Annotated in this window: 15 protein-coding genes and 1 pseudogene; 5 read left to right on the top strand and 11 right to left on the bottom strand. The window is 68.6% G+C overall.

The genetic code is table 11. The annotated features are described in order from the left end of the window. Nucleotides 1-131: 131 nt before the first annotated feature. A pseudogene (locus DMB80_RS26485) lies at nucleotides 132-850 on the bottom strand (YqjF family protein). Between the two features lie 26 nt (nucleotides 851-876). Here DMB80_RS26485 and DMB80_RS26480 point away from each other — a divergent pair. Next, the gene (locus DMB80_RS26480) at nucleotides 877-1,644 is read left to right on the top strand and encodes a class I SAM-dependent methyltransferase (RefSeq protein ID WP_111512553.1); all 768 of its coding nucleotides are present in this window, start codon (nucleotides 877-879) and stop codon (nucleotides 1,642-1,644) included. Here the strand turns inward: DMB80_RS26480 and DMB80_RS26475 are convergent. Both DMB80_RS26475 and DMB80_RS26470 read right to left on the bottom strand, forming a co-directional pair. Beyond that, nucleotides 1,629-3,137 carry a DUF7782 domain-containing protein gene (locus tag DMB80_RS26475; RefSeq protein WP_111512552.1) on the bottom strand — a complete coding sequence of 503 codons (1,509 nt, stop codon included), beginning with the start codon at nucleotides 3,135-3,137 and terminating at the stop codon, nucleotides 1,629-1,631. The genes DMB80_RS26480 and DMB80_RS26475 overlap by 16 nt on opposite strands. Then, nucleotides 3,134-3,886: an SOS response-associated peptidase gene (locus DMB80_RS26470; RefSeq protein ID WP_111512554.1), complete on the bottom strand. Its 753-nt coding sequence runs from the start codon at nucleotides 3,884-3,886 to the stop codon at nucleotides 3,134-3,136. The genes DMB80_RS26475 and DMB80_RS26470 overlap by 4 nt, the downstream gene beginning before the upstream one ends. Nucleotides 3,887-3,930: 44 nt before the next feature. On the opposite strand from DMB80_RS26470, the gene aroA reads away from it, so the two are divergent. From aroA to DMB80_RS26455, 3 genes are all read left to right on the top strand, one after another. Continuing rightward, nucleotides 3,931-5,229: a 3-phosphoshikimate 1-carboxyvinyltransferase gene (aroA, locus tag DMB80_RS26465; protein ID WP_111512551.1), complete on the top strand. Its 1,299-nt coding sequence runs from the start codon at nucleotides 3,931-3,933 to the stop codon at nucleotides 5,227-5,229. Beyond that, entirely contained in the window at nucleotides 5,226-6,206 is a 981-nt protein-coding gene (gene rsgA / locus DMB80_RS26460) for a ribosome small subunit-dependent GTPase A (protein WP_111512550.1), read from the top strand. Before aroA ends, rsgA begins: the two co-directional genes overlap by 4 nt. 63 nt (nucleotides 6,207-6,269) lie before the next feature. Continuing rightward, nucleotides 6,270-7,115: an aldo/keto reductase gene (locus DMB80_RS26455; RefSeq protein ID WP_111512549.1), complete on the top strand. Its 846-nt coding sequence runs from the start codon at nucleotides 6,270-6,272 to the stop codon at nucleotides 7,113-7,115. A gap of 72 nt (nucleotides 7,116-7,187) precedes the next feature. On the opposite strand, the gene DMB80_RS26450 is transcribed toward DMB80_RS26455, so the two are convergent. From DMB80_RS26450 to DMB80_RS26430, 5 genes are all read right to left on the bottom strand, one after another. Beyond that, nucleotides 7,188-8,432 carry a fatty acid desaturase family protein gene (locus tag DMB80_RS26450; RefSeq protein WP_111512548.1) on the bottom strand — a complete coding sequence of 415 codons (1,245 nt, stop codon included), beginning with the start codon at nucleotides 8,430-8,432 and terminating at the stop codon, nucleotides 7,188-7,190. Between the two features lie 72 nt (nucleotides 8,433-8,504). After that, entirely contained in the window at nucleotides 8,505-9,644 is a 1,140-nt protein-coding gene (locus tag DMB80_RS26445; protein WP_111512547.1) for a ferredoxin reductase, read from the bottom strand. Between the two features lie 68 nt (nucleotides 9,645-9,712). After that, the gene (locus DMB80_RS26440; protein ID WP_046364828.1) at nucleotides 9,713-10,210 is read right to left on the bottom strand and encodes a DUF6912 family protein; all 498 of its coding nucleotides are present in this window, start codon (nucleotides 10,208-10,210) and stop codon (nucleotides 9,713-9,715) included. 28 nt (nucleotides 10,211-10,238) lie between these two features. Then, nucleotides 10,239-12,005 (bottom strand): BCCT family transporter, encoded by a 1,767-nt coding sequence (locus DMB80_RS26435; RefSeq protein ID WP_111512546.1) that lies wholly within the window; start codon nucleotides 12,003-12,005, stop codon nucleotides 10,239-10,241. Nucleotides 12,006-12,054: 49 nt separating this feature from the next. Next, entirely contained in the window at nucleotides 12,055-13,464 is a 1,410-nt protein-coding gene (locus tag DMB80_RS26430) for a WS/DGAT/MGAT family O-acyltransferase (protein WP_111512545.1), read from the bottom strand. Between the two features lie 165 nt (nucleotides 13,465-13,629). On the opposite strand from DMB80_RS26430, the gene DMB80_RS26425 reads away from it, so the two are divergent. Continuing rightward, a complete protein-coding gene (locus DMB80_RS26425; protein WP_111512544.1) occupies nucleotides 13,630-14,112 on the top strand; it encodes an Rv3235 family protein in 483 nt (160 codons plus the stop codon). Between the two features lie 94 nt (nucleotides 14,113-14,206). Here DMB80_RS26425 and secA read toward each other — a convergent pair whose 3' ends face one another. From secA to DMB80_RS26410, 3 genes are all read right to left on the bottom strand, one after another. Further along, nucleotides 14,207-17,023 (bottom strand): preprotein translocase subunit SecA, encoded by a 2,817-nt coding sequence (gene secA, locus DMB80_RS26420; RefSeq protein ID WP_111512543.1) that lies wholly within the window; start codon nucleotides 17,021-17,023, stop codon nucleotides 14,207-14,209. Between the two features lie 113 nt (nucleotides 17,024-17,136). Next, nucleotides 17,137-17,781 carry a ribosome hibernation-promoting factor, HPF/YfiA family gene (gene hpf / locus DMB80_RS26415; RefSeq protein ID WP_420812242.1) on the bottom strand — a complete coding sequence of 215 codons (645 nt, stop codon included), beginning with the start codon at nucleotides 17,779-17,781 and terminating at the stop codon, nucleotides 17,137-17,139. A gap of 325 nt (nucleotides 17,782-18,106) precedes the next feature. Then, a complete protein-coding gene (locus DMB80_RS26410; protein WP_111512541.1) occupies nucleotides 18,107-18,745 on the bottom strand; it encodes a ComF family protein in 639 nt (212 codons plus the stop codon). Nucleotides 18,746-18,917: the final 172 nt, after the last annotated feature.

Here is an 18,917-nt window from a genome sequence, read left to right as displayed (position 1 = left end):
ACTCGTACGCTGAATCTTCACTGGGGCCTCCCACAGTTGTGGCTCTACCGGCCAGGACCCAATTCCTGACGGCAACCCACGTTCACATGTGGTGAGGCCCCAGCCTCCCCATACCGTCTATTCCGCGCGACTCAGGTAACCCGTGACGGGCGGCCGAATCGCGCGTCACGCCGGGCGAATACAGCGGCCGCAGCCGCTCGCCCGCAGTGCGTATCCCGGCGGCTGTCACCAATTCGTCTGCCAGACCGTCGATCTCAGCGCTGCGCAAGGGCCACGTCGCGTGCTCGTTGGGCAGCCACCACGTGCGGCCTGCTTTGCGGGTGTGCGCGCCCCACCGCGCGGTCAGCCACACCTCCAGCGGCGTCGGCTCGACCGGCGCCCCGATGCGCACGGTCACCTCGGAGCGCAATCCCCGCTGTGGCCAGCGCCGGACACTGCGGTACCGGATGCTGGCACCATCGCGGGTCACCCGCATCTTGGCCCACGTGTAGGGGATGCCCAGTGCCGCACGGCTCGCCGCCACCGCTGCCAGCCGTTCGGTCTCCAGCGAGCGGAACAGCACTCCGTGCCGACCGTCGTCGTCGACGGAGTAGAGCCGGACGTTGGTCTCGGCGAACGTGCCGAAGTACGGCAGCCGCACTGCGCTGCCCAGCCGGAGGTTCCGCATCACGAACGGCACCAGGCCCACGTAGGTCACGCCGTCGATGACGTCGGGCCGGGTGCCGGGCGGGAAGAAACGCGCGACGCTGTCGGGATCGACGGGCCAGTGCACGAACGTGAGGTCGGCCCAGAACTGGTCGAACGTGATCGGCCTCGGCAGCTCGGGCGCGTGGACCGCGAACTCGCTCATTTCCCCATCGTGGCACGCTGGTCGCTATGTCTTCGTCGATCTGGGCCGGGGGCCGTTACGACGCCGTGGGTGACCGCATCGCGCACATCGCTTCTCGCGTGGTCGACGCGGCCGGGCGCCGACGCTCGTTGGCTGGGGCCGAAGTGGTCGATCTCGCGTGCGGCACCGGCAGCGCCGCGCGGGCGGCCGCCGCGGCGGGTGCGCACGTCACCGGCGTCGACGTCACCCCCGAGCTGATCGACCTCGCCGCGCAGCGGGCTCCCGAGATCACGTGGACGGTCGGCGATGCCGCCGACACCGGGCTCGCGCCGTCGTCCTTCGACGTCGCGGTGTCCAACATGGGCATCATCTTCGTCGACCCGCAGCGGCAGATCGCCGAGATCGTCCGGCTTCTCAAACCTGCTGGTGTGCTGGCATTTTCGGCGTGGGTCCGCGGGGGGAGCAATCCGCTGTTCGACCCGGTCGTCGAGGTCCTGGGCGCGCCCGCGCCGGCACCGTACACCCCCGACCAGTGGGGCGACGAGCGCGTTGTCGCGCAGCGGCTCGCGCAGTTCGACGACGTCGCCTTCGACCACGGCGAACACCGGTGGGAGTTCCCGTCGGTCGACGACGGACTGCAGTGGTTGCAGAACGGTTCGCCCATGCACGTAGCGACGTTCGAGCGCGCCGGCTCCGCGCGGCAGGACCTGGCCGACGCATTCGCCGCGGCGCTGCGGCAGCACGCCGCACCGTCGGGCGCCGTCACCGTCACGTCGCCCTATGTCGTCGTCAGCGCCACCTACCGCGCTTCGTAGAGGATGCCGCGACCGATCGCTTCCCGGACGACGGGCATCGCGGCGGTGGCCAGCGCGTCGGCGTCGACGCCGTGGTGGGCGGCCAGCAACTCGACCAGCATGCCGAGCGGCACCTCCCCCCGGCAGCCCGCGAACAGTACGCGGGACACCTCGTCGACGCCGATGACGGCTCCCGGCCCGCCGGGGCGGCGAACGGCGGCGCCGACGGTCTGCCAGCCGTCGGGCCCCGGCAGCGATTGTTCGTCGAGGAACACGGGCGCAGTGGTCAGCCGAGTGGCGAGCAGCTGGTCGTCGCTGGTGTGGTGCAGGTAGTCACGCCGGGCGAAGAACGCCTCGACCTCGGGGCCGGTCAGCTGTTCGTCGGCGCCGGTGATCTCCTCGAGGATCTGCTCGGGCACCCGACCCTCGCCGCGGCGCGGTGCGCGCACCACGACCATGCCCATGCCCACTCCGGCGATGCCCTCGGCGTCGAACCAGTCCAGCCATCGTCCGCCGCGCCTGGCGGCATCCTCGGGTAGCTCTCCGGCGTCGGAGGTCCACAGTGAGACGTAGCTGATCGGGTCCGCGAATTCGCGTTGCACCACCCACGCGTGCAGCCCGCTGCCGTCGAGCCAGCCCTGCACCCGTTCGCGCCAGTCCTGCCCGTCACGCACGATCCAGTTGGCCATGATCTGCGCGGTGCCGCCCGGTTCCAGATGCTCACCGACCTGGCGAATCATGCTCTCGCACAGAGCGTCTCCGACCATCCCCGAGTCTCGGTAGATGTAGTCGAGATCTCCCACCCCGACCACGAACGGCGGGTTGGACACGATCAAGTCGAACCGCTCCCCCGCGACCGGGTCGAACAGGCTGCCGGACCGCAGATCCCAGGACATCCCGTTCAGCCGAGCCGTCGCGGCCGCCAACGCCAGGGCACGGTCGTTGGTGTCGGTGGCGACGACCTCGTCGCAGTGCCCCGCCAGGTGTAGCGCCTGGATGCCGCAGCCGGTGCCGACGTCGAGCGCCCGGCCGGTGCGCGAGCGAATCACCGCATGCGCCAACGAGATCGACGCACCGCCGATGCCGAGGACGTGGTCGTGGCGCACCGGGCCGGGTCGCAGCGCCGCGTCCTGGTCGGACACGACGAGGAAGTCACGTGCTCCGTCGCTGTGCGGCCGGATGTCCAGCACGGCAACGACGGAGTCTGGGCCGGCAGGCTGCACGACTCCGGCGGCGATCAGCGCATCGACGCCCGTCGTCGGGAACGCCGCCGCGACGCGGTCACGCGGCTCGTCAGCGCCGAGCAGGAACAGCCGCACCAGCGTCGCCAACGGCTGCGCGTCGGCGGACGTCCGCTCGGTGGCGCGCAGTGCCGACCACCACAGTCCCCTGCTGAACGCACCGCCGGCGTCGGCGCCGAGCAGCTCCCCCACCCCGTCGGTGGTGTACTGCGCGGCCGCGAGATCGGCAGCCAGGGTGTCGAGCACAGATGGGTCCGACAGCGGGCGGCTCACAGCAACATGCCCTGCTCGGCCTGCGGCTCGACGGGCTCGATCAACTCGGGCCCGTTGTTGCGCACGCTGTTGACCAGACGCGACACCTCGCGGATCGCGATCCGGTCCAGGTCGCCGTGGCCGCGCAGCAGTCCCTCGTCGATCGCGGCGTCCGGGTCCAGCCAGTGGTCCCAGTCATCGGCGCTGATCGTCAGCGGCATGCGGTCGTGGATCTCGGCCAGCGGGCCGGCCGCATCGGTGGTGATGATCGTGCAGCTCAACAGCGGTGGAGCGTCCTTCGGGGCGTCTTTTGGCCGCCACGACGACCACAGGCCCGCCATGAACAGCGGCTCACCGTCCGTCGCGTGCATGTAGTAGGGCGTCTTGGCGCCCTTGGCGCCCTGCCATTCGTACCAGCCGTCCATCGGCACCAGGCAGCGCTTGGCCTTGGCGGAGCTGCGGAACGCCGGCGAGGTGGTGACCTTGTCGGAGCGGGCGTTGATCAGCAGCGGCCCCTTGGTCTCGGGGGTGCCGGTGTCGGTGGCCTTCACCCACGGCGGAACCAATCCCCAGCGCATCAGCCGCACGCGGCGGGTGGACTCGTCGTCGGGATCGGTGTGCCGCTTGACGACGGTGGCGACGGTCGTCGTGGGCGCCACGTTGTAATTGGCGGACGGGGTGTCCTTCATCTGGGAGGTGGCCTCGTCGATCGCTTTGATCTTCTCGGCCAGCAGCGCCGGATCGGTGGTCACCGCGAAACGCCCGCACATGGTCCCCATGGTGGCAGAAACCGGTGACACGCCAGAATGGACCTGTGAGCAACTGGCCGGCCCCGTCGACGTCGACCCCTGTCCATGCCACCGTGACGGTTCCCGGCTCGAAGTCGCAGACCAACCGGGCGCTGGTGCTCGCGGCGCTGGCCGACGGCTCATCGACCCTCTCCGGGGCGTTGCGCAGCCGCGACACCGACCTGATGATCGCCGCGTTGCAAGCACTCGGGCTCCAGGTGGACACGTCGCCGACCGACGAGACCGCGCTGACGATCAGCGGCGGGCTGACGCCGCGGCCCGGCACCCGCATCGATTGCGGGCTGGCCGGCACCGTGTTGCGGTTCCTGCCGCCAGTCGCGGCGCTGAGCTCTGAATCGGTGACCTTCGACGGCGACGAGCAGGCGCGCGCCCGGCCGATCGCGCCGCTGCTGGAGGGGTTGCGCGCGCTCGGCGTCGGCGTCGACGGCACCGGGCTGCCGTTCGAGGTGCGCGGCGCCGGGAACGTGCGCGGCGGCACCGTCGAGATCGACGCGTCGGGCTCGTCGCAGTTCGTCTCCGGGCTGCTGCTCTCGGGCGCCGCTTTCGACGAGGGCCTGACGATCGTGCACACCGGCGCCGAGGTGCCGTCCGCACCGCACATCGCGATGACCGTCGCGATGCTGCGGGAGGCGGGCGTCACCGTCGACGACACCACCCCCGACCGGTGGAAGGTGTCGCCGGGACCGATCGCGGCGCGTGACTGGGCGATCGAGCCGGACCTGTCGAATTCGGTGCCGTTCCTGGCCGCCGCGGTCGTCACCGGCGGCAGCGTCCGCGTCACCGGCTGGCCCGATGTCAGCGTCCAACCGGCCCAGACGATTCTGTCGCTGCTGAAGAGCTTCGGTGCGGTCGTCCGTCGCGGCGACTCCTACCTCGAGGTGCAGGGCACCGCCACCTTCGACGGCGTCAACGTCGACCTGCGCGCGGTCGGTGAGCTGGCGCCCTCGGTGGCGGCGATGGCGGCTCTGGCCACCCCCGGATCGGTGAGCCATCTGCGCGGCATCGCGCACTTGCGGGGGCACGAGACGGACCGGTTGGCGGCGCTGCGCACCGAGATCAACCGGATCGGCGGACAGTGCGAGGAGACCGAGGACGGGCTGACGATCACCGCGCAGGTGATGCACGAGGGCGTCTGGCACTCGTATGCCGATCACCGGATGGCGACGGCCGGCGCGATCGTCGGGCTGCGGGTGCCCGGTGTCGAGGTGGAGAACATCGGCACCACCGCCAAGACGCTTCCGGATTTTCCGCAGCTGTGGGCCGACATGTTGGCCGGCCAGACCGACACCACGGCCGGCCTTTGAGCCGACGCGAGTACGACGAGTCCGACGTCCGGGTGCGGCCCGGTCGCGGCTCGCGACCGCGAACGAAGACCCGTCCCGAGCACGCCGACGCCCGGTCGGGAATGGTCGTCACCGTCGACCGGGGCCGGTGGGGTTGTGTGCTCGACGGTGACCCCGCGCAACACGTGACCGCGATGCGGGCCCGCGAGCTGGGCCGCACCCCGATCGTCGTCGGTGACGAGGTCGACATCGTCGGCGATCTGTCGGGTCGGGCGGACACACTGGCGCGCATCGTGCGTCGGGGCGAGCGCCGAACGGTGTTGCGCCGCACGGCCGACGACACGGATCCGACGGAGCGGGTGGTGGTCGCCAACGCGGATCAGCTGTTGATCGTGGTGGCGCTGGCGGATCCGCCGCCGCGCACGGGGCTCGTCGAACGTGCGCTGATCGCGGCATTCGTCGGGGGTCTGACGCCGATCCTGTGCCTGACCAAGACCGACCTCGCCGAGCCCGAGCCGTTCGCCGCGCAATTCGCGGGGCTGGACCTGACGATCGCGACGGCGGGCCGGACCGATCCTCTGGAGGCGGTCCAGGCATTGTTGGCCGACAAAGTCACGGTGCTGCTGGGCCATTCCGGGGTGGGCAAGTCGACACTGGTGAATCGTCTTGTCCCCGAGGCGGATCGGGCCACGGGTGCCGTGACCGACATCGGTCGCGGCCGGCACACGTCCACGCAGTCGATCGCGTTGCCGCTGGCCGCCGGCGGATGGGTGATCGACACGCCGGGAATCCGTTCGTTCGGCCTGGCCCACATCGCACCCGACGACGTGGTGATGGCGTTCTCGGATCTCGCCGATGCGATCGAGGACTGCCCTCGCGGCTGCGGGCACATGGGGCCGCCGGCCGATCCTGAGTGTGCGCTGGACGGCCTCGAGGGTCCGGCGGCTGATCGGGTCGCGGCGGCCCGCCGCCTCCTCGCGGTCCTCCGCGACGCCTGACCCGCGCACGGGGTTTGCCGCGGTCCTCCCGCGGATACGCTGCCCGCGAAGGAGGAATGCACAGTGACTCAGGTACCAACCATCAAGCTCAACAGCGGCGCGCAGATCCCCCAGCTGGGGTTCGGCGTCTACCAGATCCCGCCGGAGGACACCGCAGATGCGGTGAAGACCGCGCTGGACATCGGTTACCGCCACATCGACACCGCGGAGATGTACCAGAACGAGAAGGGCGTCGGCGAGGGCATCCGCAACGCGGGCATCGACCGCAGCGAGGTGTTCGTCACCAGCAAGCTGAACAACGGGTTCCACAAGCCCGACGACGCGCGCCGGGCGTTCGACAAGACGCTGTCCGAACTCGGCTTCGACTACGTGGATCTGTTCCTGATCCACTGGCCGCTGCCGACGCTCTACGACGGTGACTATGTCTCGACGTGGAAGACGTTGGAGGAGTTCGCCAAAGACGGCCGTGCCCGCAGCGTCGGGGTCTCCAATTTCCAGGTCGAGCATCTCGAGCGGTTGGCGGCCGAGACGGGTACCGTCCCGGCGGTCAATCAGATCGAGGTGCACCCGTACTTCACCAACGAGCGGGTGCGTGCCTACGGCACCGAGCACGGTATCGCGACCGAGGCGTGGTCACCGATCGCGCAGGGCAAGGTGCTCGACGATCCCGTGATCACCCGCATCGCCGAGCAGGCCGGCAAGACTCCGGCTCAGGTGGTGCTGCGGTGGCACATCCAGCGGGGCGACATCGTGTTCCCGAAGTCGGTGACCGAGCAGCGGATCAAGGACAACTTCGCGCTGTTCGACTTCGAGCTGGGCACCGATGATCTGGATGCGATCTCGGCGCTGGACAAGGGTGAGGACGGCCGCACCGGCCCGAACCCGGACACGTTCGACTACGTTCCGTAGAGCCGCGAGCAGACACAAACTCGAGCTGCGCCGCGGCGTGTCAGCTCGAGTTTGTGTCTGTTCAGCAGAAGATCAGGCGGCCAGCCGCTCCGCCACAGCAGCCTTGCGGGCACGCCGGCGCGCACGCACTGCCGCGATCGACGACTTCAGACCCCGCCGCTCGCCGGGTTCCAGCTCGGCGAACATCCGCTCGCTGCGCGTCTCGGGCGCATCGTCGGCGGTGTCGGTCAGGAACCGGTCTGGCAGAGACAGTTTCGCGATGGTGCGCCACGACTTGCCGTACTGCACCAGGAACGAGCCAGTGGTGTAGGGCAGGTCGTACTTGTCGCAGATCTCGCGGACCCGGATCGACATCTCGTAGTACCGATTGCTCGGCAGATCCGGGAACAGGTGGTGCTCGATCTGGTGGCATAGGTTGCCGCTCATGAAGCGCAGCACCGGGCCGTTGTCGAAGTTCGCGCTGCCGAGCATCTGGCGCAGATACCACTCACCGCGGGTCTCGCCGACCATGTCGGTCTTGGTGAATTTCTCTGCGCCGTCAGGGAAGTGGCCGCAGAAGATCACGGCGTTGGCCCACACGTTGCGAATGACGTTGGCCATCGCGTTGGCCTTCAGCGTGGACTTGAACGATGCCCCCGGAGACAGCGCGGTCAACGCGGGCCACAGCGCGTAGTCCTTGGCGACCTGGTGGCCGGCCTTGACGCCGAACTCCTTGATGCGCGTCATCGTGGCCCTGCGATCGTCGCGGCCCGTGAAGATCTTGCCGAGCTCGAGATGCTGCAGCCCGACGCCCCACTCGAAAGCGACGCACAGCAGGGTGTTGAAGAACAGGTTGCCGAGGTTCATCGGCGTCCAGCGCTGGTCGCGGGTGACGCGAATGACGCCGTAGCCCACATCGTCGTCCATCCCGAGGATGTTCGTGTACTTGTGGTGCATGAAGTTGTGAGTGAAGCGCCAGTGCTTGGAGGCGCCGCTCATGTCCCACTCCCACGACGAGGAGTGGATCTCGGGATCGTTCATCCAATCCCATTGGCCGTGCATGACGTTGTGGCCGATCTCCATGTTCTCGACGATCTTGGCCACGCCCAGCGTCGTCGCGCCGGCCCACCAGTACGCGCGCTTGGAGCTGCCGGCCAGCAGCAGGCGGCCGGCGACCTCCAGCCCACGTTGGAAGGCGATGGTGCGGCGGATGTAGCGCGCATCGCGCGCGCCGCGGGAGTCTTCGATGTCCTGCCGGATCGCGTCGAGTTCGCGCGTCAAGCCTTCGATGTCGGAATCCGTCAGATGTGCGAACTCCGGTACGTCGGTGATTGCCATGGGTTCGATCCCTCCTCTCGCATACCTACGCTAGCGTAACCTACGACGCCGTAGGTTACTAGCGGGTAAAGGTCACACGTCCAGTGTGCAGTCTCCCGACGCGGCCGAGACGCAGGTCTGCACTCGGCTGCCGGGCTCGTGCTCGACGCCCGTCCTCAAATCCTTCACATGCCCGTCGAGCAGCCCCACGACACACGACTGGCAGATGCCCATCCGGCATCCGAACGGCATCTGGATGCCCGCCGCCTCACCGGCGTCCATCAGCGAGGTCGCACCGTCGACGACCACCTCTTTGTCGGCGCGGGCGAAGGTGACCGTTCCCCCGCTGCCGTGCCCGCCACGCGTGACCGCGAAGCGCTCGAGATGCAGGTTGTCGGCGATGCCTGCGGCGGCCCAGGTGCGCTCGGCCGACTCGAGCATCGCTTCGGGCCCACAGGCCCAGGTCTGCCGGTCCCGCCAGTCGGGCACGACCTCGTCGAGACGGGCGAGATCCAGCCGGCCCTGGCTGCGGGTGCTCCGCAGCACGAGGCGGTAGTCCTGGTGGCGGTAGGCCATCGTCGACAGCTCTTCGGCGAACATCACGTCGGACTCGGTCGGTGCGGAGTGCACGTGCACCACGTTACCGAGTTGACCGCGCCGGCTCAGGGTGCGCAACATCGCGATCACGGGGGTGATGCCCGAGCCCGCCGTCAGGAAGAGCACCGACGCCGGAGCAGGGTCCGGCATGACGAAATTGCCTTGCGGCGCAGCCAGTCTCACGATGGTGCCGGGTTCGACGCCGCCGACGAGATGGCTGGATAGGAACCCCTCGGGCATCGCCTTGACCGTGATGGTGATGGTCCGCGAACCCTTGCTGGTGACGGGGCTGCTCGTCAGGGAGTAGGACCGCCACCGCCAGCGACCGTCGACCAGCAGCCCGATGCCGATGTACTGGCCGGCCTGGTAGTCGAACGAGAAACCCCAGCCCGGCTTGATGACGAGCGTGGCCGAGTCGACGGTCTCGCGCCGCACCTCGAGTACGCGGCCGCGCAACTCCCGCGCCGACCACAGCGGGTTGGCCAGCTTCAGGTAGTCGTCGGGCAGCAGGGGTGTGGTGATGCGGCCGGCAACGGTCCGCAGAAAGTGGAGGCCGGGCCGTTCGTCTGCCCCGGCGACGGACGGCCGCACCGTGTCGGCGACCTTGGCCGTCTTCTTGATCGTTGTCTTGGCCATGGGAGCTCCTGCCGGATCGCTGTTGCTCAACCTACGGTACCGTAACCTACGGGACCGTAGCCAGTCTTTCACAGCAGCTCGAGCAGGAAGGGCAGCTCCTGCGCCGCGTACCAGGCCAGGTCGTGGTCTTGCGCGTCCCCGACCGTGAGCTCGGCGTCCTCATCCCCCAGATCCGCCTCGTCGACGGCGTCGACGGCCGCGGTCACCGCGGTCTCTGCGGCGGCGTTGTCGACATACGCCGCGATCACTTTTGTGAGGTCGATGTCACCGGCCACCCGCACCACGGCATCGTCGAGGTCGGGGCGCAGCGTCACATCGTCGGCATCGACTTCGAGCACCGCCCGCCGACTCGGCAACGTGGTCTCCCCCTCGTCGCCGAGCAACCGCAGTGACGCCAGCGCGGCGTCACGCAGCGCGACGTCGGCCAGCTCCTCCTCGTCCCCCTCCGCGTAGGCCTCCCGCAGCGTCGGTGTCACGGCGAAGGCGGTGCCGTTGACGGGACGGAGGGTTCCGTCGGCCACCAGCCGCTGCAGCATGGTCAGGGTCGCGGGAACGAAGACGCGCACTCCGCCGAGCCTAGTGGCCGAGCCGCCCTCAGGCGCCCGACGAGGCCCCCGGGGAATCTGCGTCGGAGTTGCAGTTGGGGTCCCTCTGCACCGGGATGATGAAGTCGTCGCCGTGCTGGGTCACCCCGGCCACCACCGCGCTGTCGACGACCTCGGCGGCGTATGCGCGCCGCAGGATCTTCGGATCCCGGCGCAGGTCCTTCAGCAGGGCCACCGCCATCGCGACCATCACGAGCAGGAACGGCAGAGCCGCGATGATCGTGATCGTCTGCAGGCCGGTGAGCGCATCCTCGCCACCCACCAGCAGCATCACCGCCGCCACCGCACCGGTCGCCACGCCCCAGAAGATGACGGTGCCCCGGCTGGGATGGATGGTGCCCTTCTGCGACAGCGAGCCCATCACGATCGACGCGGCGTCGGCGCCCGAGACGAAGAAGATGGCGACCAGGATCATCACCACGATGCTGGCGATGATCGCGATCGGGTACTGGTCGAGCAGCGTGAACAGCTGCTCTTCGACGCCGCCCTCCCCTGCGAGGTCAGTTCCGTTCTGCTGCACGTTGATTGCCGCACCGCCGAAGATCGCGAACCACACCAGCGACACCACGCTGGGTACCACCAGCACGCCGGCCACGAACTGACGGATGGTGCGGCCGCGGGAGATCCGCGCGATGAACATGCCGACGAACGGCGTCCACGACACCCACCAGGCCCAGTAGAAGATCGTCCACGACTGCAGCCAGGTGTTCACCGCGCTGCCCTCGGCGCCGGTGCGCGCCGACATCATGTTGAGGTCCGCGAAGTAGCTTCCCAGCGAGGTCGGCAGCAGGTTGAGGATGAAAATCGTTGGGCCGACGACGAAGACGAAGAGGGCCAGCAGAACGGCCAGCACCATGTTGATGTTCGACAGCCATTGGATGCCGCGCGACACCCCCGACACCGCCGACAGCACGAAGCACACCGTGAGCACGGTGATGATGACGATGAGAATCGTGTTGCCGGTCTCGCCGATTCCGGCGACGATCTGCAGTCCGCTGCGAATCTGCAACGCGCCCAATCCCAGTGACGCAGCCGAGCCGAACAGCGTGGCGAAGATCGCCAACATGTCGATGACCTTGCCCCATGCGCCGTTGGCCCGTGATCCGAGCAGCGGTTCGAACGCCGAGCTGATCAGCTGCAGCCGGCCCTTGCGGTAGACGCCGTAGGCGATGGCCAGCCCGACGACGGCATAGATCGCCCACGGGTGCAGTGTCCAGTGGAACAGCGTGGTGGCCAATGCGTGCTGCACGGCTTCGGGATTGCCTTCGGCGCCGGTTCCGGGCGGAGGCGTGACGAAGTGTGTCAGCGGTTCGGCGACACCGAAGAACATCAACCCGATGCCCATGCCGGCGCTGAACATCATTGCGACCCAAGAGATACCGTTGAACTCCGGCGGCTCGTCGTCGCGGCCCAGCGGAATGGTGCCGTAGCGCCCCAGAGCGAGATAGAGCACGAAGACGACGAATCCGGTGCTGGTGAGCACGAACAGCCAGCCGGTCTTGTCCATCACCCACGTCAGCGCCGTCTGGGAGGCCCCGGCCAATGTGTCGGTGCTGACGAAGCCCCAGACCAGGAACGCCAGCGCGATGACGGCAGTGACGCCGAAGACCACCCAGTCGACGCCGCGGTGGCGGGTGATGTGCTCTTCTTCGACGGGAACGTCGAGCACCGGGTGCACGATGGGGATCGGACCGGTGTCGGTCGACTCTTTGCCGCCCGCGATGCCCGTGGTCAGTTCGTCTTCAGATGTCGACATTCACATCATTCGACTCCGACTGGCAGCAGTCGTCAAATCCCCGAGCCGGCTATCGGGCCGCTTCCACCAGTTCGTCGAGCGCCTCACGCATCAGATCGGGCAGCATCTCGACGTCGCTCATGGCGTCGCGGTCGGCGTTGATGCCGAAGTAGATGGTGCCGTTGTAGGACGTGACACCGATGGCGAGCGCCTGGTTGTGCAGCAACGGCGGCACCGCGTACGTCTCGAGCAGCTTGGTCCCGGCGATGTACATCTGCGCCTGCGCGCCGGGCGCGTTGGTGATCAGCAGGTTGAATTGGCGGGCCGAGAAGCTGGTCGCGACGCGAATGCCCATTGCGTGCAGGGTCGGCGGCGCGAAGCCCGACAGCGTGATGATGCTGCGGGCGTCGACCAGGGACCCTGCGGTGGGCGTCGATTCGGTGGCGTGCGCGATCTGGGACAGCCGCACGACGGCGTTGCCTTCGCCGACGGGCAGGTCGATCAGGAAGGGCGCCACCTCACCGATGGCCTGGCCGGGGCTCGACGACGTGGTTTCGGTGTCGGGGTAGACCGACATCGGGGCCATGGCGCGCATCGTGGTGGTCGCGGTGACGGGTTCCCCGCGGGACAGCAGCCAGTTACGTAGCGCTCCGGCGACGACGGCGAGTACGACGTCGTTGATGTCGCAGTCGTAGCGGGCCCGCACCATTCGGAACTCGTCGAGGTCGGCGGAGGCGACCGAGAATCGCCGGTTGCGCGACACCCTGGTGTTCAGCGGGCTGCTGGGCGCGGTTCCGCGGGCGACGATGCGGGCGGCGTCGGCGGCCCGCCGGCCGAGCTCGACGAGCTGGCCGGTGTTGGTGACCGCCTCGGTGAGCGCCGAGCGCACCGCGGCCGCCTGCTGGGTGGGCCGAGCGATCCACTCGCCGAGCGCCCCCATCAGCAGCTGGCGGTCCGACGGCTCGCGCGCGGGAATCCAGATGTCCTCGGCGAACTCCGGCGGCTTCTGTGTGCGATCGGCGATCACGTGCCCGATCTCGAGCGCCGACATGCCGTTGACCAGCGCTTGGTGCGACTTCGTGTAGATCGCGAGGCGGTTCTTGGACAGGCCCTCGACCAGGTACATCTCCCACAGCGGACGGGACTTGTCGAGGGGGCGGGAGCCCAGGCGGGCGATCAGCTCGTGCAGCTGGGCGTCGCTTCCCGGGGACGGCAGCGCCGAACGCCGGATGTGATAGGTGATGTCGAAGTCGCGGTCGTCGATCCACACGGGTCGGGCCAACCCGTAGCCGACCTCGCGGACCTTCTGCCGATACCGCGGGATCTGCGGCAGGCGCTGTTCGACGGTGGCCAGCAGCGTCTCGTAGCTCAGCCCGTTGCGCGGTTTCCGCACGATCTGCAGGGACCCGACGTACATCGGGGTGGCGGAGTTCTCCAGGCGGAAAAACGACGCATCGGACGACGACAACCTGGTCACCACTGCGGCGTCGCCCCCTCACTGTGCATTCGAGACGCCTCACGGTAGCGGCACCGGCGCCGTGCGCGCATAACGGGTGCATCGAGGGGTCGGCGGGGCGTGTCATCATCGACAGGTCTGCCACTCTCCAGCGGACGCGACCGTCCCGCCGACAGCTGGAGAACCGTGATGACCGCTCCTACCGCCCTCTGGGTCACCTCGCCGGTGATCGACTGCGAACCCGCCCCTGCGCCGATCGGTCAGCCGTGCCCCACACCGTCGGGTCCGGCCCTGCACCGAGCGCGTGAGCATGCCCGCCCGCACCGGCCCGCGCAGCGCGAGGCCCCGCCGCCGAGGGCGGCCGTGTCGTTCGCCGAGGCCGCGTTGCTCCAGATCATCGAGGTGATCGACCGGCGCCGGCCCGTCGCACAGCTTCGGCCGTTGATGCCACCGGCACTGATCGACCGGGTGCTCGTCCGGGCCCGCGCTCCCCGCACGGGCAGCGCGACGCTGCACCGGGTCCGGGTGCGCGCAGTGCACACCGGCGGCGACGAGCCGACAGCGGCCGAGGTGTTCGCCTCGTTCAGCCGATCCGGCCGTGTGCACGCGATCGCGGCGCGCATCGAGCGCCACGGCGAGGCGTGGCGGATGGTCGCGCTGCAGATCGGTTAGTCGGACGACGATCAAGCGGCGAGGCACGAGCCGCGTTGTGGGGGCACCTCCCGCTTGCGGGGGAGAGTCCGACCAGATCGTTTAGCGGCCTGCGTCAGCGGCGGCGGGCGTGCTTTCCGGACTTCTGGGCGCGGGCGGCCTCCCGGCGTTCGCGACGCGTGGTGCCGCCGCCGGGCTTGGTGGTTCCGCCGCCGGCCCCGGTTCGCTTGACCTCGGCCGAGCCGTCTTCCGACGGTCCGGTGTAGACCAGCGGCGGCTGTCCGTTGTCGTCGATGCCCCTGGCGCGCAACGGGTTCGGCCGCTCCTTGGTGGCCACCGCACCTTGCGCGCCCTGCCCCTGCGCCGCTGCGGCGGCGAAGTCGGCCAGCCCGGGCGGCGCCGCAACCGGCGCGACGGACGGCTGCGGGGCGGCCTCGACCTGCACGTTGAACAGGAAGCCGACCGACTCCTCCTTCATGCCGTCGAGCATGCCGATGAACATGTCGAAGCCCTCGCGGGCGTACTCGACCTCCGGTCGCTGCTGGGCCAGTCCGCGCAGGCCGATGCCCTCGCGCAGGTAGTCCATCTCGTAGAGGTGCTCACGCCACTTGCGGTCGAGCACGTTCAGCAGCACGTTGCGTTCCAGCTGGCGCATCGCCCCTTCGCCGGCAAGCGACTCGATCTCGGCCTCGCGCTCGGCGTAGGCGCGTTCGGCGTCGGCGAGCAGGGCGTCGAGCAGTTCCTTGCGGGTCAGCTCACCGGGCTCGCCCACGGCGTCGGAGTCGATCAGATCGTTGTGGTCGATGCCGACCGGGTAGAGCTGGCGCAGGCTCTCCCACAGCTTCTCCAGGTCCCAGTCCTCGGAGTAGCCCTCGGCGGTGGCACCGTCGACGTAGGCGGTGATGACGTCGGTGAGCATGGTGTGGGCCTGCTCGGCGAGGTTCTCGCCTTCGAGGATGCGGCGGCGCTCGGCGTAGATGACCTTGCGCTGCTGGTTCATCACCTCGTCGTATTTGAGGACTTCCTTGCGGATGTCGAAGTTCTGCTGCTCGACCTGCGTCTGTGCGCTCTTGATCGCGCGGGAGACCATCTTGGCCTCGATCGGCACGTCGTCGGGCAGGTTCAGCCGGGTCAGCAGCGTCTCCAGCGTGGCGCCGTTGAACCGGCGCATCAGCTCGTCGGCCAGCGACAGGTAGAAGCGGGACTCGCCGGGATCGCCCTGGCGGCCGGAGCGGCCACGCAGCTGGTTGTCGATGCGGCGGGACTCGTGACGCTCGGTACCCAGCACGTACAGGCCGCCCGCAGCGACGACGTCCTTGGCTTCGGAGGACACCTGCGCCTTGACCGCAGGCAGCTCCTCGTGCCAGGCCGCTTCGTACTCGTCGGGGGTCTCGATGGGATCGAGGCCGCGCTGACGCAGCTGCCGGTCCAGCAGGTAGTCGACGTTGCCGCCGAGCACGATGTCGGTACCGCGGCCGGCCATGTTGGTGGCCACGGTGACCGCGCCGACCCGGCCCGCCTCGGCGATGATGCCGGCTTCCTGCTCGTGGTACTTGGCGTTCAGCACGTTGTGCGGGATGCGGCGCTTCTCGAACTGGCGGGCCAGGAACTCCGAGCGCTCCACGCTCGTCGTACCGATGAGCACCGGCTGGCCCTTCTCATAGCGCTCGGTGACGTCGTCGACGACCGCGATGAACTTGGCTTCCTCGGTCTTGTAGATCAGGTCCGACTGATCGGTGCGGATCATCGGCTTGTTCGTCGGGATCGGCACCACGCCGAGCTTGTAGATCTCGTGCAGCTCGGCGGCCTCGGTCTCGGCGGTGCCGGTCATGCCCGCGAGCTTGTCGTACATGCGGAAGTAGTTCTGCAGCGTGACGGTCGCGACGGTCTGGTTCTCCGCCTTGATCTCGACCTGCTCCTTGGCCTCGATGGCCTGGTGCAGACCCTCGTTGTAGCGCCGGCCCACCAGCATGCGGCCGGTGAACTCGTCGACGATGAGGACCTCGCCGTTGCGGACGATGTAGTGCTTGTCGCGCTCGAAGAGCTCTTTGGCCTTGAGCGCGTTGTTGAGGTAGCTGACCAGCGGCGAGTTGGCGGCTTCGTACAGGTTCTCGATGCCGAGCTGGTCTTCGACGAACGCGACGCCGGCCTCGTGCACGCCGACGGTGCGCTTCTTGAGGTCGACCTCGTAGTGGGTGTCCTTCTCCATCAGCGGGGCCAGTCGCGCGAACTCGCTGTACCAGTTCGAGGAGCCGTCGACCGGGCCGGAGATGATCAGCGGGGTGCGGGCCTCGTCGATGAGGATCGAGTCGACCTCGTCGACGATCGCGTAGTTGAAGCCGCGCTGCACGCAGTCTTCGAGCCGCAGCGCCATGTTGTCGCGCAGGTAGTCGAACCCGAACTCGACGTTGGTGCCGTAGGTGATGTCGGCGGCGTAGGCGGTGCGACGCTCGTCGGGCGTGAGCTGGGACAAGATGACGCCCACGTCGAGGCCGAGGAAGCGGTGCACGCGGCCCATCTGCTCGGCGTCGCGCTTGGCCAGGTAGTCGTTGACCGTGACGATGTGGACGCCCTTACCGGTCAGCGCGTTGAGGTAGGCCGGCAGCACTGCGGTGAGGGTCTTGCCCTCACCGGTCTTCATCTCGGCCACGTTGCCGAAGTGCAGGGCGGCGCCGCCCATCACCTGGACGTCGAAGTGGCGCTGGTTGAGCACCCGCCACGCGGCTTCGCGTGCGACGGCGAACGCCTCGGGCAGCAGGTCGTCGAGTTCTTCGCCGTCGGCCAGGCGGGCCTTGAAGGCGGCGGTCTTGGCGCGGAGCTCGGCGTCGGAAAGCTTCTCGACGTCGTCGGACAGGGTGTTGACGTAGTCAGCCACCCCCTTGAGGCGCTTGACCATGCGGCCTTCGCCGAGACGGAGCAACTTCGAGAGCACGCTGTATAACCTCTTGCGTCGATGGATGCGTCACGCGTTGGACGTCCCCATCGTACGGGTCGGAACCGGCGCGCCCGGCAACCGGCGACGGTGCTCGAGCGCGCCGGACCAGCTCAGGCCAGCCGGATCAACCCGTAGTCGTAGGCGTGGCGTCGGTACACGACGCAGGGCCGGTCGCTCTCTTTGTCGTGGAAGAGGAAGAAATCGTGGCCGACCAGCTCCATTTCGTAGAGCGCGTCGTCGACCGTCATCGGGGTGGCCGGGTGTTCCTTGGTGCGCACGATCCGGCCGGGTTCGTGGTCGTCGAGCGTGTCGGTGGGCGCAGCGGTCGTCTCCGTCGGCCGGGCGAACGCGGCGTCCAGACGTTCGAGCGCGGTGGCTTCGTGCAGCGACTCCGGCCGCTTGTCGCCGTAGTGGATCTTGCGGCGGTCCTTGCTCTTACGTAGCCGGGCTTCGAGTTTGCTCGCCGCGGATTCGAACGCAGCGTAGAAGCTGTCGGCGCAGGCCTCGCCGCGGACCACGGGACCACGACCCTTCGCCGTGATTTCCACGTGCTGGCAGTTCTTGCGTTGACGTCGGTTCTTCTCGTGATCGAGTTCGACGTCGAAGAGGTAGATGGTGCGGTCGAATCGTTCCAGGCGTGACAACTTCTCGGCGACGTAGGCGCGGAAGTGGTCGGGAACCTCGACGTTGCGACCGGTCACCACCACCTCGGCGCCCGAGGTCTCCTCGGACACTCCTGTCGCATCGGGGTCCATCACCATCGTGTTGTCGGAGTCCATGGAATTTACTGACATGCTTGGCAACTCGACTCTCTCTCGCGGGTGCACGTCTCGCGTGCCTGCTGATGAAAAAATCGCGCCGACGAGGCATATCTGATTGGCGCCACTCGCCGGTGCAAGGTGTCGACTACTCACCTCCTACCGCTGGCGCGATATCGGCATCTCGGGTCTGAGCGCCGCCGTGAGCTGTTCACGGATGGTTGGTTCCGAAGGTAGTCGCTGTTCATGTGTTCGTGCCACTGATTCGACCGACCTGTTTTCAGTTCTTCACGGCAGATTGATGTTCGGGTAACGCGATTGGTCAGGCGTGCGCGAGCGCGAGGACGGCGACGACGGCCACTCCCCGTGTTTGCAGGACTCGGACCGATTCCGTGGCGGTGGCCCCGGTGGTGACGATGTCGTCGACCACGACGACATCGCTCGATATCGCGGTGACGCCGCGGGTGAGCCGGATGCGGCCGGCGATGTTGCGCTGGCGGGCGGCACTGGACAGTCCGACGGAGTCGCGAGTGAACGGCGCCAGCCGCAGCGACGGTGCGACGGCGACACCGGGTAGACCGCGGGCGGCGTGCGTGGCGAGGCGGGTGACGGGATCGCCGCCGCGGCGGCGCGCCGAGGTGCGCCGGGTGGGGGCCGGCACCAGGGTCAGCGGGGTGTCGAGCAGGCCCCAGGTCAGCAGCTGACCGAGCGCCGTGTGCAGCGCGTCGCCCAGGGGGCCGAGGAGGTCGGTGCGGCCGCGCTCCTTGGTCGCGACGAGGGCGTGGCGGCGGGCGCCGGCGTAGCGGCCGAGCGAGAACACCGGCACGCCGGGGTCCAGGCGTGGCGTGACGAGGTGGGGCTCGTCGTGCCGCACGGCGAGGTCCTGCGCGCAGGCCGGGCACCACGCGGTCGCGGGGGCGCCGCAGCCGCCGCACTGCAGCGGCAGGACGAGATCGAGCACGCCGTCACTATCGCCGCCCCCACCGACAACCCCCGCCCCCTCTACCGCGGAATAGACGGTATGGGGAGGCTGGGGCCTCACCACATGTGAACGTGGGTTGCCGTCAGGAATTGGGTCCTGGCCGGTAGAGCCACAACTGTGGGAGGCCCCAGTGAAGATTCAGCGTACGAGT

Source organism: Mycobacterium kyogaense, assembly GCF_003254575.1.
Classification (GTDB): Bacteria; Actinomycetota; Actinomycetes; order Mycobacteriales; family Mycobacteriaceae; genus Mycobacterium; species Mycobacterium kyogaense.
Note: the sequence above shows the minus strand (reverse complement) of the source record. Positions and strands in the feature narration are given on the sequence as shown.

Excerpts from the sequence above, each read along its gene's own strand:
- DMB80_RS26480 (WP_111512553.1), top strand. The coding sequence starts at position 877 with ATGTCTTCGTCGATCTGGGCCGGGGGCCGTTACGACGCCGTGGGTGAC.
- DMB80_RS26470 (WP_111512554.1), bottom strand. The coding sequence starts at position 3,886 with ATGTGCGGGCGTTTCGCGGTGACCACCGATCCGGCGCTGCTGGCCGAG.
- DMB80_RS26425 (WP_111512544.1), top strand. The coding sequence starts at position 13,630 with ATGACCGCTCCTACCGCCCTCTGGGTCACCTCGCCGGTGATCGACTGC.
- DMB80_RS26435 (WP_111512546.1), bottom strand. The coding sequence starts at position 12,005 with ATGTCGACATCTGAAGACGAACTGACCACGGGCATCGCGGGCGGCAAA.
- DMB80_RS26445 (WP_111512547.1), bottom strand. The coding sequence starts at position 9,644 with ATGGCCAAGACAACGATCAAGAAGACGGCCAAGGTCGCCGACACGGTG.
- hpf (WP_420812242.1), bottom strand. The coding sequence starts at position 17,781 with ATGGACCCCGATGCGACAGGAGTGTCCGAGGAGACCTCGGGCGCCGAG.
- DMB80_RS26450 (WP_111512548.1), bottom strand. The coding sequence starts at position 8,432 with ATGGCAATCACCGACGTACCGGAGTTCGCACATCTGACGGATTCCGAC.